This is a genomic window from Flavobacterium shii (assembly GCF_025847235.1).
In the GTDB taxonomy this organism is placed as follows: Bacteria; Bacteroidota; Bacteroidia; order Flavobacteriales; family Flavobacteriaceae; genus Flavobacterium; species Flavobacterium shii.
Genome location: NZ_JAOZEW010000002.1, coordinates 169,501 through 183,659, shown reverse-complemented (window position 1 = coordinate 183,659; position 14,159 = coordinate 169,501). Strand labels below are relative to the sequence as shown.

Here is a 14,159-nt window from a genome sequence, read left to right as displayed (position 1 = left end):
GTTGTTTTAAGATGGGTTTTTGTAGTGTAAAGTTTATTATTTGATGTGTTTTTGTAATGCTTTTAAATTATTGTTTTGATTAAAATTAACATAATATTACATGATATTAATAAAAATAACAGAAATTTTTTAATTAATCCAAATTATTAAAAACCTACAAAAAATGAAAAAAATTACTAAAAAATTTAAAGAAGAAGGATGTAAAATAATAATGATGTTTTTCGTCGTTATTGTTTCGTTTATTTCAAAATTAGAAGCGCAGACCGTTACGCCGTGGATGACTACTGGTGATCAAACCAAATTATTACAACAACAGGGCAATGTAAGTTTTGGTACAAATTCGGGTTCAAACCCATCAACTGTAACTATTAATACAGGTACTACGTACCAAACGATGGACGGATTTGGTTACACTCTTACCGAAGGAAGCGCTGAGGTGATAACTGCAATGGCAGCGACTCAACAAAATGCATTGCTTAATGATTTATATAATCCTACTACAGGTTTAAATGCAAATGTAGTACGTATAAGTATTGGAGCTTCAGATTTAAGTAGTTCATCTTATAGTTATAATGAAACTGCGGGAGATGTAAATATGAATAATTTTAGTCTTGCAGGACCCGATGCTACTTATTTAATTCCGATTATAAAAAAGATATTGCTTATAAATCCTAATATAAAAATATTAGCAACTCCTTGGTCAGCACCACGCTGGATGAAAACTAATAACTCGTGGGTTGGCGGATCTTTGCAAACACAATATTATGCTGCTTATGCGAGATATTTTGTAAAATATTTTGATGCTATGAAGGCACAAGGAATAAACATATGGGGAATTACACCTCAAAACGAGCCGGAAAACCCAAACAATGAACCAAGTCTTTTAATGAATTCTACAGAGCAAAAGAATTTTATTAATTCTCAGCTTGGTCCACAAATGGCAGCAGCCGGATATGGTGGAATAAGAATTATAGCTTTTGATCATAATTGTGATAATACTGCCTATGCAATAGATGTTCTTAATAATAGCAGCTATGCCGAAGGTGCAGCATTTCATTTGTATGCAGGGAATATCTCGGCGATGTCTACGGTGAGAAATGCGACAAATAAAAATGTCTATTTTACAGAGCAATATACTGGACCAAACGGAAGTTTTTCGGGAGATTTTGGCTGGCATATGCAAAATGTTGTAGTTGGCGCTACAAATAATTGGGCAAAAACAGTTCTGGAGTGGAATGTGGCAAATAATCCGAGTTTAGGTCCACATACTCCAGGAGGTTGTACAACCTGTTTAGGAGCAGTGACGATAAATAATTCGACAAGTTACACACGTAATGTTGCTTATTATATTATTGGGCAAATATCAAAGTTTGTAAAACCTGGGGCATTTCGTGTTGCAACATCCAGCACAAATAGTACGATAGTTTCTTCAGGATTTCGTAATCCTGATGGTTCTGTGGCTCTTTTAGTTTACAATCAAGGTTCTACAAGTAATACAATCAAGATAGTTTCCGGATCATCTGCATTTAATTATACTGTTCCGGGATCATCTGCAGTGACATTTAATTGGTCATCTGGAGGAACACCGACGCCTGCATTTCCTGGATATTATAATATTATTTCTAGAAATAGTAATAAAGGACTAGATGTTGCCGATAATTCGACTATAAGTGGAAGCCGCATTCAGCAATATGATATTACAAATGGAGGAGGAAATAACCAACGTTGGAAATTTGTATCAGACGGGAGTGGAAATTATTACATCATCGTGAAATCAACTCAAATGTATCTGGCAACCGAAAATAACGGAACTGGTGACGGTGTAAAAGTGGTGCAAAGATCTTTGGTAAACTCAAATGAATTTAAATGGACAATTACCGATATTGGTTCAGGATATTATAGCATAATTAATGTGAATAGCGGGAAATCACTTGATGTCGAAAATGTTTCGACTGCCAATGGTGCTAATATTCAAGTATGGGCATATGGTTCAGGTTTAAACCAGCAATGGCAATTTGTTCAAGTAGAATCTACTGCTAAAAACATTGCCGAACAGCCACTTTTTGTAGAAGAGGGCGAGTCGGTTTTTGTCTACGCAAAAGGGAATTCGTTAAAAATAAACAGTACTTATTCTGGTCATGGAGAAGTACAAATATATTCGGTAACTGGACAGATTGTCTTGAAAAAAGAATATGATTTAGCAAGTACAAAAGAGGCACAAATAGATATTTCTAAATTGTCTAAAGGGATTTATATTGTAAAAATCAATGATGAAAAAGGAACACACTCCAAAAAAATCATTAAAGAATAGATTAGTTAAAATTGAGTTGGTTTTAAAAATGCTGTCTGAGAATCAGACAGCATTTTTTATTTTTACCCAATTAGTTGCGCGTATAAATCTTGATTTTCATTGAGATATTGAAATTCAAATCCTTTGGTAACCATATTGGTTTTAATATTCACGATGTCTTTTTTGTTTTTAAGTTCTAATCCAACTATAACTGAACCAACCTCTCGACTGTTTTTCTTGGCAAATTGAAAATAAGTGATATCATCATTGGGACCTAGAATGTCATTTACAAATTCTTTAAGCGCACCAGGACGTTGTGGAAACTGAATCATAAAGTAATGCATTAATCCTTCATAGAGTAGGGAACGTTCTTTTATTTCGGCAGTACGCTCAATATCATTATTACTTCCACTTACAACACAAACTACCGTTTTTCCTTTTATTTTGTCTTTATAAAAGTCTAATGCAGCAATGGTTAATGCTCCGGCAGGTTCTACAACCATCGCTTCTTCATTATACAAACGTAAAATCGTAGTACAAACTTTGCCTTCGGGAACAAGAATAATATCATCTAAGTTTTTACGGCAAATATCAAAAGTCATATCGCCAACTTGTTTTACCGCTGCGCCATCTACAAATTTATCAATGGTTTTTAATGGTGTGTTTTTACCATCAATAATAGCCGTTTTCATCGATGGAGCCCCTTTGGGTTCTACCCCAATAATTTTAGTTTCAGGACTCAAATGTTTAAAGACTTCTGAAAGTCCAGATGCAAGTCCGCCACCGCCAATAGGAACAAATACATAATCTATAGGTTCTTTGTAGAATTCCAGAATTTCTAATCCTACGGTTCCTTGACCTGCAATAACTTTTAAATCATCAAAGGGATGAATAAGGATTTTGTTACTTTTTTCAGCATCTTCAGTTGCAGAGGCATAAGCATCATCAAAAGTATCGCCAATAAGCACAATTTCTACAAATGATTTCCCGAATAATTGTACTTGTTTTACTTTTTGTTTCGGAGTTGTTTTCGGCATATAAATCTTGCCTTTTATTTGTAATAAATTACAAGAGTAGGCTACACCCTGAGCATGATTTCCTGCACTTGCACAAACAACGCCTTTTGCTTTTTCAGTAGTGTTTAACGATGAAATTTTATTATAAGCACCTCTAATTTTATATGAACGTACAATTTGTAAATCCTCTCTTTTTAATAAAATAGTCGATTTAAACTCGTCCGAGAGATTTAGGTTTTGTGTTAGTGGAGTAGCGGCAACTACTTTGCTTAGTTGTTCTTTGGCTGTAATTACTTCATTAAATAAATTCATTGTGTTTGTTTTTTGCTACGAATCTCACGAATTAGCACTAATTTGTATTGTTTAAAACGAAAATAATTCGTGGCTATTTTTTAATCATCCATTAAAATAAAAAAACCTCCCGATTTGGGAGGTTCTAATAAATTGTATTTTGTTTACTTATTTATATAACACCTCGCCATTATTGCAGAATTACAATAATGTTAATAGCGATAATAATGTTATTTAAGTTTGTCATTATTTATTATTTGAAAAAACAAATGTATTAATTATTTAATAAGAATAATAAAAAAGATTATTTTTTTGCAATTACAGGAGGATATTGTGCTAATATTTTAGTCACAAAATCAGTTACTATTTTATCTTTTTTATCTCCTCCTTGTTGGGTTAAGGATCCAACACCTTCACCTTGCCAAATCATTTCTTTTTTCTTAGCATCGATGAAATCAATGTATAAAGTTCCTTGAGTAGATGTTGTAACAGAAGTTTGGTTTCCCATCATTAAGTAAGGATTCCACCCATATCCCCATCCATAACCCCAACCAGCACTAAACTGGTTCACATTCACTTCTTCTCTGGCTTTTGTAAAAATGTTTATTAATAAATCTGGATTATCACTTTTGGCAAAACCTTTAGCAGCCATTTGCTCGTCGATAGCGCGTAAAATCCTTCTTTTATCCAAGTCAGAAATTTCTACTTTATCAATACCGGCTTTAAAATAGGCATATGTTTTATAACGATTAAAATCGACAGATTTATCATAATCTGAGTACACACTAACGGTACTACAAGAAGTTAGAAAAAGAAGGAATAGAATCGGTAAAATAAATAATTTTTTCATGTTTAATTAATTTAAAAGTTATATCGACTTTAATTTAGAATAATTTTTCGTCAACTATATTAGGGATGGTCACTTTCAATAAAGGTTGCGTGTTCATAGCTCTTTTTATTGCAAAAATTGCTTCATCATTACGTGCCCAACTTCTTCTTGAAATTCCATTGTTTACATCCCAGAAAAGCATTGATGCTAAACGTCTTGATGCCTCCTTAGATCCATCAAGAACCATACCAAAACCACCGTTTATAACCTCTCCCCAGCCTACGCCACCGCCATTATGTATAGATACCCAGGTTGCTCCTCTGAAGCTGTCACCAATGACATTTTGTATTGCCATATCGGCTGTATATCTTGATCCGTCATAAATGTTTGAAGTTTCTCTGTAAGGAGAATCTGTTCCCGAAACATCATGATGATCACGACCTAAAACGACTAGTCCAATTTCGCCTTTGGCAATAGCTTGATTAAAAGCTTCGGCAATTTTTATACGACCTTCGGCATCGGCATATAAAATACGTGCCTGAGATCCTACAACCAGTTTATTTTCTTGGGCACCTTTTATCCATTTGATATTATCCTGCATTTGTTGCTGAATTTCATCGGGTGCAGTTTTTGCCATTTCTTCTAAAACTTGAGAAGCAATAGTGTCTGTTTTTTGTAAATCTTCTGGTTTTCCAGAGGTACAAACCCATCTAAAAGGACCAAATCCGTAATCAAAACACATAGGACCCATGATATCCTGAACGTAACTAGGATATTTAAAATCGATATTGTTTTCGGCCATTACCTGAGCACCTGCACGAGAAGCTTCTAGTAAGAAAGCATTTCCGTAATCAAAGAAATAAGTTCCTTTGGCAGTGTGTTTATTTATAGCATCGGCATGACGACGAAGTGTTTCCTGTACTTTCTCTTTGAACAACTCAGGATTATTTGCCATCATTTCATTGGCAGCTTCAAAGGTAATTCCAACAGGATAATACCCACCAGCCCAAGGATTATGTAATGAAGTTTGATCAGAACCTAAATCAATCTTAATGTTTTCTTGATCGAATTTCTCCCAAACATCTACTATGTTTCCTAAATAAGCAATAGAAACCACTTCTTTGTTGGCTTTCGCCAAAGCAACTCTTTTTACCAATTCGTCAAGGTCTTCTACAATCTCATTGATCCAACCTTGTTCATGACGGATTTTTGTGATTTTAGGATTTACTTCGGCACAAACAGTGATACAACCTGCAATATTTCCAGCTTTAGGTTGAGCACCACTCATTCCGCCTAATCCAGAAGTAACAAATAAGTTCCCTTCAGGATTTAGTTTTATTTTTCTAAAACCATTTAATACCGTAATTGTCGTTCCGTGTACGATTCCTTGTGGTCCAATGTACATGTAACTTCCCGCAGTCATTTGCCCATATTGAGAAACCCCAAGCGCGTTCATTTTCTCCCAATCATCCGGTTTAGAATAATTCGGTATAACCATTCCGTTAGTTACAACTACACGTGGAGCTTCGGGATGCGAAGGGAATAAACCCATCGGGTGTCCAGAATACATGGTAAGCGTTTGTTCATTTGTCATTTCCGACAAATATTGCATTGTAAGCAAGTATTGCGCCCAGTTCTGGAAAACAGCTCCGTTACCACCATAAGTAATTAATTCGTGTGGGTGTTGCGCTACAGCATAATCCAGATTGTTCTGAATCATTAGCATAATCGCTTTTGCTTGCTCCGATTTTCCAGGATATTCGCTAATAGGTCTGGCATACATTCTGTAATCCGGACGAAAGCGGTACATATAAATACGTCCGTATTGTTCTAATTCTTCCGAAAATTCGGTTATTAATTCCGCATGGTGTTGTGGTTCAAAATAACGTAATGCATTTTTTAAGGCTAGTTTTTTTTCTTCAGCCGAAAGGATCGCTTTACGTTTTGGTGCGTGATTTATAGCCAAATCGTAGGTTGCCTTTGGAGGTAATATTGATGGAATTCCTTGTTGAATTTGTTCTTGGAAAGTCATTTTTTTTAGATTGTTAGATTATTGGATTTTTAGACTTCTTAGATTTCTACAAACTAAGTAATCTAAAGAATCCATTAATGGGATTTTTTAATTGTAATTTTTTAGACTTTCGAATAACCGAAATAGTCTAAAATTGAATAATCATTTTTCTAAATTAATAACTAGGGATACCGAATATCCGACCTATGATAGGATTTGTGGATTGTAATCCTATATTTTTGAGAGCAGATATCCATATTTCGTATTTAAAGATTCAAGAATTCGTTTAAAGATAATTATCTAATTTTCAAATTGGCACATTTTCTAATTGACTAGCAATCTATTTTCTTATTTCTCCTGTTTTTTTATCATATCCATAAGGACAGTGGCGACATCCACTTTTGCAACAATATCCTCTTTTTAGATGGTGTTTTTCGGTGAAACATTTGTATCCTTCGGGGGTATAATAAAAATCTTCGCCTTCAATTAATTTATTTTCCTTATTTTGTTCGTTCATAATTCTGAATCAGGCAAAATGCTATTTTTATGTTTAATTTTAAGTAAATTCAATTGATTATGATTTTCTTTGTATAGAAGTAATTTACTACTACAAATTTATAAATTTTACAGCGAATGTTTTTGATTATTGCTAAATATTTAATTCCGAAAGGATATCGAGGAATGGCTGTGTTTCCGTTTGTATTGGTAAAATATCCTTCGGACAAAAAGAATCAGGTTTTTGTTAATCATGAAAAAATACATTTACGCCAACAATTGGAGTTATTGATAGTGCCATTTTTTCTTTGGTATTTAATAGAATATGTGGTGCGTTTATTTCAATATAAAAATGCAAGTCTAGCCTACCAGAACATTAGTTTCGAAAGAGAAGCCTATCGAAATGAAACGAATATAGATTATCTGAAAAACAGACCATTCTTTCGATTTGTACAATATTTAAATTAAAAATAAATTAGATCTTGAATCAAAAAAACCATACCGTTTTTCCCAGTAATATTTCACTTACAATTAAAAGAGAAGATTTAATTCATCCTTTTATTTCAGGAAATAAGTACCGAAAGCTAAAATACAATTTACTTCAGGCGAAAGCCGAAAATCAAGAAACGTTACTCACATTTGGTGGGGCATTTTCCAATCATATTGCCGCTGTGGCTTATGCAGGAAAAGAAAGCGGATTTAAAACCATCGGGATTATCCGTGGCGATGAACTTATCGATAAAATCGAAGGGAATCCAACTTTAAAATTTGCTCAGGAAAACGGAATGCAATTGGAGTTTGTTTCCAGAGAGGACTATCGTCTTAAAAGCGAAAAAGACTTTTTGGATAATCTAAAACAAGAGTTTGGAGACTTTTATCTTGTACCCGAAGGAGGAACAAATGAATTAGCAGTTCGAGGTTGTGAGGAGATTTTAACGCCTGAAGATTCAGTGTTTGATTATGTATGTTGTGCAGTAGGAACTGGTGGAACAATTGCGGGAATTATTAATAGTGCTTTACCAAATCAAAAAGTTTTAGGGTTTCCAGCGTTAAAAGGGGACTTTTTAAAAGATGAAATTCGTATTTTTGCAAAGAATGAAAATTGGAAATTGATTACAGATTATCATTTTGGCGGTTATGGCAAAGTAAATTTGGAATTAATTACCTTTATTAATCAGTTTTTTGATGAAAATCAAGTGCCTTTAGACCCAATTTATACAGGAAAGATGGTTTTTGGCGTTATAGATTTAATAATGAAAAAATATTTTCCCGAAAATTCAAAAATTCTGTTGATTCATACAGGAGGATTGCAAGGAATAAAAGGAATGAATATGAAGCTGAGGAATAAAAATTTACCAATAATTAAAAGCGATGTTTAAAAAAACACTACTACTCTTAATAACAATAAGTCTAATAGGTTGTTCGGCTAGCAAACCAGCTATTGCAACAACCAAAAAGGCAGCTACTACCCAACAAAGACAAAGAGTAGCAATCCAGACGAAGAAAAAGCCAACTTATACCAAACCAACAGTAAATACTACGAGCGAAGTTATCGAGTCGACTTCCAAAACGGTTGTTACCAATACCTTAATTAGTGATTATATCTTGCAGTATAAAGATATTGCAATGGGTAATATGAAAAACTACGGGATTCCTGCAAGTATTATTTTGGCGCAAGGAATTTTAGAATCAGGAGCTGGAAAAGGAGATTTAGCTCTTTCGGCAAATAATCATTTTGGAATAAAATGTCATAAAGATTGGGTTGGAGAAAGTGTTCGTCATGATGATGATTCGGCCCAAGAATGTTTTAGAAAATATAAAGAACCATCGGAATCGTTTCGCGATCATGCTTTATTCCTAACAGGAAAAAGTCGATATGCTACCTTGTTTACTTACGAAAAAGGAGATTATAAAGCATGGGCAAAAGGATTAAGAGCAGCCGGATATGCTACAGATCCTAAATATCCCGAAAAGTTAATTAGTTATATTGAGCGTTATGAATTACACCAATACGATAACATAGCTATGGGTAAAGATTATGTAGTAATAGAAAAAACTACAACGGTCGTTGTGACAAAACCTAGTACAACAAATAATAATAATGCAGGTAATCTTCCTTTGTACGAAGTCCAAAAAGGAGATACATTGTATTCTATTTCAAAAAAATTCAACGTGCTTGTTGATGATTTAAGACAAAAAAATAATCTTGCTGATAACACTCTTTCCATCGGACAGAAGTTAATTGTGAAGTAGGATTCCAATAAAAATTCAAGTATTTTCGAAAGAAAAACAAATCCAAAAAAAAATATTTTTTAATGAGTTATAATAGATGAAGATTTAAACCTAATAGTGTAATCTAAAATCAGAACTCTAAAATTTAAAATTAATAATGATATATCAAAGAAGCAGTCAGCTTTTTGCTGAAGCAGAAAAAGTAATTCCGGGTGGTGTAAATTCGCCTGTAAGAGCATTTAAAGCAGTAGGAGGAACTCCAATTTTTGTAAAAAGCGCCAAAGGAGCTTATTTATATGATGAAGACGGAAACAAATTGATAGATTATATCAATTCATGGGGACCAATGGTTTTAGGCCATGCATACGCTCCAGTTGTTGATGCTGTAATTGAGAAAGCCAAATTAGGAACCTCTTTTGGGATGCCAACAGAATTGGAAACGCAAATCGCAGCTTTGGCAGTTTCGATGGTTCCAAATATAGATAAAATTCGTTTTGTAAACTCAGGAACTGAGGCTTGTATGAGCGCAATACGTTTGGCAAGAGGATTTACAAAGAGAGATAAAATTATAAAATTTGCAGGTTGTTACCACGGGCATTCCGATTCATTTTTGATTCAGGCTGGTAGTGGTGCTGTTACTTTTGGGAGTCCGAATAGTCCAGGAGTTACAGAAGGAACGGCAAAAGATACTTTGCTGGCAAAATACAATGATCTGGAAAATGTAGCGACATTAATTAACGCTAACAAAAACGAAATTGCAGCCATTATCATAGAACCTGTTGCGGGAAATATGGGTTGTATTCCGCCAAATAAAGGATTCTTAGAAGGCTTACGCGAATTATGCACAGAAAACGGAATACTATTGATCTTTGATGAGGTTATGACTGGATTTAGACTTGCACGTGGTGGAGTTCAGGAATTATTTAATATCAAGGCAGATATCGTAACATTTGGTAAAGTAATCGGTGGTGGTTTACCAGTAGGAGCATTTGCTGCTCGTGCAGAAATCATGAATTACTTAGCACCAATAGGACCAGTTTATCAAGCGGGAACATTATCAGGAAATCCGTTGGCAATGGCAGCAGGATTAGCAATGTTACAAGCGTTAGATAATGACCGTGCTATTTTTACTCGTTTGGACGAGAAAACGGCTTATCTAGAAGCTGGAATTGACAGAGTTCTTAAAGCTAATAATGTAGTTTTTACAATTAATAGAGTAGGATCGATGATTTCGGTACATTTTGATGCCGCTCCAGTAACAGATTTTAAAAGTGCTGCGAATGGAGATAACGAAACGTTCAAGAAATTCTTCCACGGATTGTTAAATGAAGGAATATATATTGCTCCTTCGGCATACGAAACATGGTTTATCACAGATGCATTAACATACGAAGATTTAGACTTTACAATTCAGGCAATTGATAAAGTTTCTAAAACTTTCTAGATTAAATAAATTTTACCATTAAGAAATTAAGCCTGTTATGGCTTAAAAAAAACTTCCAGTTTTGAACGCTGGAAGTTTTTTTATGTATTTTATTGGTTGCTTTTTTTGTCTTTCATTTTTTCTTTAAACTTGTCTTTGTTCTCTTCTTGTATTGCAGTCCATTTTTTGTACTGGTCGGCATTTAGGATAGATTTCATTTGAGCATCGTTTGCTGCTTTTTCATCCATCATTTCTTTTTTAAGAGCAGCTTTTTCTTCGGCAGTTGGTTTTGCATTACTGTCTTTTCTAGCTTTTCTGGCTTCCATGTACTTTTCAGCTTTAGCACTTCTGTCGGCTAATAATTTCCCAACTTGGGTTTGCTGTGTAGCAGTTAGATTTAGCTCAGTTGTTAATTTTTTTAAATGTTTTTCATTTCGTTGTTCAGGAGTCAGTCTTTCTCTTTGAGGTTTAGAGGTTGTTGTAGTAGCGTCTTGAGCAAAGCTTACCATTCCTACGAATAATAAAGCAGCGATAAATAATTTTTTCATAATTGTTTAATTTTAAATGGTTATTGTTAATGTTAGACATTGATAAAATCAATAGGTTTAATGTGCTTTTTTTAATTATAATTTATTTAACAGATGATAAAATAGATTTTGTTTCTTAAATTCGCAACGTGAAAAAAATGGTCTTCATATTGATTCTTGCTATTTTTCTAAAACCAGTATTCCCGGTTATAGAATATATAGTCAATTATGATTACATTTCGACAGTCCTTTGTGAGAACAAAGCAAAGCCGATTATGCATTGTAATGGAAAGTGTCATTTGATGAAGGAATTGGCCAAAGCTGCCGATGCCGAGAAGCCATCTTCATCTGATAAAAAAAATACCTTTCTGGATAAAGTCGATTTAATGGTTGAGCCAACTATTGTGTTTACACTACAATTTTACCCAAACAATAATAAATTACAAATCAATGCGGCTTACGCTAATTTGTATTCGCATCTTAATGCCGATTTGTTTTTTCACCCGCCTGCGAGTATTTCTTAAATTTTTAATTAAAACACTTTTGTGTCTGCTATTTCATTTGACTCTCGTCATTTGAGGTAAGCGTATGCATATACTATTTTAAAAAAACTTATTAAAGATAAAGAATATAACTCAAAAATGAAAAAAATATTATATAAAGTAGTAGCTATTTTAGTTCTAACTGCTACAATTTCAGCATGTTCAAGCGATAATGACGATCAGGCTTCAGGATCAGGGAAAATTACATTAGAATTTGACAATGCTTTTGGATCAAACGATTTAATACTGCAAACACAAGGAAATAAAACATCGAACAATGAGATTCTAAAAATTACTACAGTTAAATACATCGTTAGTAATGTAGTGCTTACAAAGGCGGACGGAACGATATTTACGTATCCAAAAGAAAAAAGCTATTTTATTGCCGATGAATCAACTAAGGCGGGACAAGACTTTGAGCTTTCGGATATTCCTGCGGGAGATTACGTAAAAGTAAAATTCGGAATCGGAGTAGATAAGGCACAATGGCAATTGGGGGCAACCGGACAAGGAGATTTTCTGGCACAAGCACAAGCAGCTGGGATGTTGTGGAACTGGACTGCAGGATATAAATTCTTTGCTCTTGAGGGCAATTTTACTTCACCAACCGTTACAACAGCGGTTCCGTTTATGATTCACACAGGGCAAACTGGGACCGATTATAACTATACCGAAGTAACACTTGATTTCCCTACAAAAGCTTTGGTGAGAACCAATATTAACCCAGATGTACATATCATTACCGATTTGTCTAAGATTCTTGACGGACCTAATAAAATCAAACTTACAGACTACAACACTAGCGGAATGGGTGCGATGATTATGGGTGGAGCTGCTTTGCCTTTAATTACTGCCAACGTAGCAACAATGTTTAGAGTAGATCACGTACACAACGATTAATTTCATTTTTAGGAGCACAAAAGTTATTTTTCATAAGTAACTCTCGTCCCGCTTTTTGCTTTATCTTTTTTATTTTGAAAAAAAATAAAAAAGGATACCGCTGCAATCGGGGCTAAGAATGAGCTTTTGTGCTTCTTTTAAAATTTAGAAACCATGAGGATAAAATATTTTCTTTGGGTTCTGATTCCGTTATTATATAGTTGTAGTGATCAGGATGATGAATATATAAATGTGCCTTTAGATTTTAAAGTGCCATCAAATTTTCCGGCTTTGGTTTATGATATTACTTTAAACCCGCCAACAGAAAAAGGGTTTGAACTCGGTAGAAAATTATTCTACGACGGGCGTTTAGCATCCGATGGGATTGTTTCCTGCGGATTTTGCCACATTCAGGAAAATGCATTTACACACCACGGACACACAGTGAGTCACGGTGTTGGTGATGCCTTGGGGACAAGAAATGCACCGCCAATCCAGAACCTGGCGTACCAAACTACTTTTATGTACGATGGTGTAACCAACCATTTGGATCTACAGCCAATAATTCCGTTAACGAGTGATATCGAAATGAATGGTAATCTAAATGCTATTCTTGAAATGATGCGAGGTGATAAAACGTACCGAACATTATTCGGACAGGCTTTTACCGATGGTGCTATAACTACCGAGAATATGCTAAAAGCACTTTCGCAATTTATGGTAATGGCAACCTCATCCAACTCTCGTTTTGATAAATACCGTCGTCAGGAATCAGGTGGAACCCTTACAACCGATGAATTGGCAGGATACGCCTTGTTTAATTCCAAATGTGCTTCGTGCCATGCAACCGATTTAATGACCGACGATTCGTTTAGGAATAATGGTCTTGCCGTAAATCCTAAAGTAAACGATGTGGGACGCTATAAAGTAACCGAATTGGCTAGTGATTATTATAAGTTTAAAGTACAAAGTTTGCGAAATGTAGAAGTTTCGGCTCCCTATATGCATGACGGAAGATTTGGAACACTGGAAGCTGTTCTCGATCATTATGCTAGCGGAATAGAAGCATCGGCAACACTAGATCCAATCCTGAGACAAAATGGAAAATTCGGAATAGAACTTTCGGAAACGGATAAAAAACAAATAATCGCATTCTTGAAAACACTAACCGATCATCAATTTTTGACTGACAAGCGATTCTCGGAGTTTTAGGTTTTCTACAAAGTTTTTGAAACCTTGTAGGTATGATAATTAATGTGAAGATACTTAAGAGTTTTTTAAAAATATGAGTGATTGGAATAGTTTAAGTTGTATTAATGAAGGTAGTTTATGTAAATACTCTTCTCATTTTTGAATTGACTCCAGCTAAAGCAGGAGGGGCAATTCAAGACTTTAAAACTTAACGATTATGGTTATGTTTTGCTAACCTTTTGGATATGATAATCAATATGGAAATACCTAACAGGTTTTTAAAACCTGTTAGGATAGGAATAAATAATATAATGAAAATAGGAGTCTTAGCCCCGATTGTAGTGCAAAGCCTTTTTGAGAAAAGCCCTTATTTTTCTTGGGTTTACAAAGTGACCAGCGGAAACTGTGTAAACGTATAGAAAAAAGGGATTTT

The 14,159-nt window shown here is 34.5% G+C and carries 13 protein-coding genes; 8 read left to right on the top strand and 5 right to left on the bottom strand.

Translation table 11 applies throughout. The annotated features are described in order from the left end of the window. Positions 1-163 precede the first annotated feature (163 nt). Positions 164-2,311 carry an RICIN domain-containing protein gene (locus tag OIU83_RS02910; RefSeq protein WP_264204773.1) on the top strand — a complete coding sequence of 716 codons (2,148 nt, stop codon included), beginning with the start codon at positions 164-166 and terminating at the stop codon, positions 2,309-2,311. Between the two features lie 62 nt (positions 2,312-2,373). Here OIU83_RS02910 and ilvA read toward each other — a convergent pair whose 3' ends face one another. The 4 genes from ilvA to OIU83_RS02890 form a co-directional block, all read right to left on the bottom strand. Continuing rightward, positions 2,374-3,618 carry a threonine ammonia-lyase IlvA gene (gene ilvA / locus OIU83_RS02905; RefSeq protein ID WP_264204772.1) on the bottom strand — a complete coding sequence of 415 codons (1,245 nt, stop codon included), beginning with the start codon at positions 3,616-3,618 and terminating at the stop codon, positions 2,374-2,376. Positions 3,619-3,901: 283 nt separating this feature from the next. Beyond that, entirely contained in the window at positions 3,902-4,447 is a 546-nt protein-coding gene (locus OIU83_RS02900) for a DUF4136 domain-containing protein (RefSeq protein WP_264204771.1), read from the bottom strand. Between the two features lie 34 nt (positions 4,448-4,481). Further along, positions 4,482-6,458, bottom strand: a complete 1,977-nt coding sequence (locus tag OIU83_RS02895) for a urocanate hydratase (protein WP_264204770.1) — start codon at positions 6,456-6,458, stop codon at positions 4,482-4,484. A gap of 319 nt (positions 6,459-6,777) precedes the next feature. Next, positions 6,778-6,954 carry a DUF5522 domain-containing protein gene (locus OIU83_RS02890; protein WP_165571403.1) on the bottom strand — a complete coding sequence of 59 codons (177 nt, stop codon included), beginning with the start codon at positions 6,952-6,954 and terminating at the stop codon, positions 6,778-6,780. A 116-nt stretch (positions 6,955-7,070) separates the two neighbouring features. Here OIU83_RS02890 and OIU83_RS02885 point away from each other — a divergent pair, with 116 nt between their 5' ends. From OIU83_RS02885 to hemL, 4 genes are all read left to right on the top strand, one after another. Further along, a complete protein-coding gene (locus tag OIU83_RS02885; protein WP_264204769.1) occupies positions 7,071-7,400 on the top strand; it encodes a hypothetical protein in 330 nt (109 codons plus the stop codon). A 14-nt stretch (positions 7,401-7,414) separates the two neighbouring features. Further along, positions 7,415-8,311 carry a 1-aminocyclopropane-1-carboxylate deaminase/D-cysteine desulfhydrase gene (locus OIU83_RS02880; RefSeq protein ID WP_264204768.1) on the top strand — a complete coding sequence of 299 codons (897 nt, stop codon included), beginning with the start codon at positions 7,415-7,417 and terminating at the stop codon, positions 8,309-8,311. Further along, on the top strand, positions 8,304-9,185 hold the full coding sequence (locus OIU83_RS02875) for a glucosaminidase domain-containing protein (RefSeq protein WP_264204767.1): 882 nt from the start codon (positions 8,304-8,306) through the stop codon (positions 9,183-9,185). Before OIU83_RS02880 ends, OIU83_RS02875 begins: the two co-directional genes overlap by 8 nt. Before the next feature lie 136 nt (positions 9,186-9,321). Further along, a complete protein-coding gene (gene hemL, locus OIU83_RS02870; RefSeq protein WP_264204766.1) occupies positions 9,322-10,608 on the top strand; it encodes a glutamate-1-semialdehyde 2,1-aminomutase in 1,287 nt (428 codons plus the stop codon). A gap of 89 nt (positions 10,609-10,697) precedes the next feature. On the opposite strand, the gene OIU83_RS02865 is transcribed toward hemL, so the two are convergent. Further along, on the bottom strand, positions 10,698-11,135 hold the full coding sequence (locus OIU83_RS02865; protein ID WP_264204765.1) for a hypothetical protein: 438 nt from the start codon (positions 11,133-11,135) through the stop codon (positions 10,698-10,700). A gap of 137 nt (positions 11,136-11,272) precedes the next feature. On the opposite strand from OIU83_RS02865, the gene OIU83_RS02860 reads away from it, so the two are divergent. The 3 genes from OIU83_RS02860 to OIU83_RS02850 all read left to right on the top strand — a co-directional run bounded on the left by OIU83_RS02860 (position 11,273) and on the right by OIU83_RS02850 (position 13,747). Beyond that, entirely contained in the window at positions 11,273-11,638 is a 366-nt protein-coding gene (locus OIU83_RS02860; protein ID WP_264204764.1) for a hypothetical protein, read from the top strand. A gap of 117 nt (positions 11,639-11,755) precedes the next feature. Next, the gene (locus tag OIU83_RS02855) at positions 11,756-12,556 is read left to right on the top strand and encodes an MbnP family protein (RefSeq protein WP_264204763.1); all 801 of its coding nucleotides are present in this window, start codon (positions 11,756-11,758) and stop codon (positions 12,554-12,556) included. A gap of 153 nt (positions 12,557-12,709) precedes the next feature. Then, the gene (locus tag OIU83_RS02850) at positions 12,710-13,747 is read left to right on the top strand and encodes a cytochrome-c peroxidase (protein WP_264204762.1); all 1,038 of its coding nucleotides are present in this window, start codon (positions 12,710-12,712) and stop codon (positions 13,745-13,747) included. The last annotated feature ends 412 nt before the right edge of the window (positions 13,748-14,159 follow it).

Coding starts and splice junctions, on each gene's coding strand:
- OIU83_RS02910 (WP_264204773.1), top strand. CDS start 164: ATGAAAAAAATTACTAAAAAATTTAAAGAAGAAGGATGTAAAATAATA.
- ilvA (WP_264204772.1), bottom strand. CDS start 3,618: ATGAATTTATTTAATGAAGTAATTACAGCCAAAGAACAACTAAGCAAA.
- OIU83_RS02900 (WP_264204771.1), bottom strand. CDS start 4,447: ATGAAAAAATTATTTATTTTACCGATTCTATTCCTTCTTTTTCTAACT.
- OIU83_RS02895 (WP_264204770.1), bottom strand. CDS start 6,458: ATGACTTTCCAAGAACAAATTCAACAAGGAATTCCATCAATATTACCT.
- OIU83_RS02890 (WP_165571403.1), bottom strand. CDS start 6,954: ATGAACGAACAAAATAAGGAAAATAAATTAATTGAAGGCGAAGATTTT.
- OIU83_RS02885 (WP_264204769.1), top strand. CDS start 7,071: ATGTTTTTGATTATTGCTAAATATTTAATTCCGAAAGGATATCGAGGA.
- OIU83_RS02875 (WP_264204767.1), top strand. CDS start 8,304: ATGTTTAAAAAAACACTACTACTCTTAATAACAATAAGTCTAATAGGT.
- hemL (WP_264204766.1), top strand. CDS start 9,322: ATGATATATCAAAGAAGCAGTCAGCTTTTTGCTGAAGCAGAAAAAGTA.
- OIU83_RS02865 (WP_264204765.1), bottom strand. CDS start 11,135: ATGAAAAAATTATTTATCGCTGCTTTATTATTCGTAGGAATGGTAAGC.
- OIU83_RS02860 (WP_264204764.1), top strand. CDS start 11,273: ATGGTCTTCATATTGATTCTTGCTATTTTTCTAAAACCAGTATTCCCG.
- OIU83_RS02855 (WP_264204763.1), top strand. CDS start 11,756: ATGAAAAAAATATTATATAAAGTAGTAGCTATTTTAGTTCTAACTGCT.
- OIU83_RS02850 (WP_264204762.1), top strand. CDS start 12,710: ATGAGGATAAAATATTTTCTTTGGGTTCTGATTCCGTTATTATATAGT.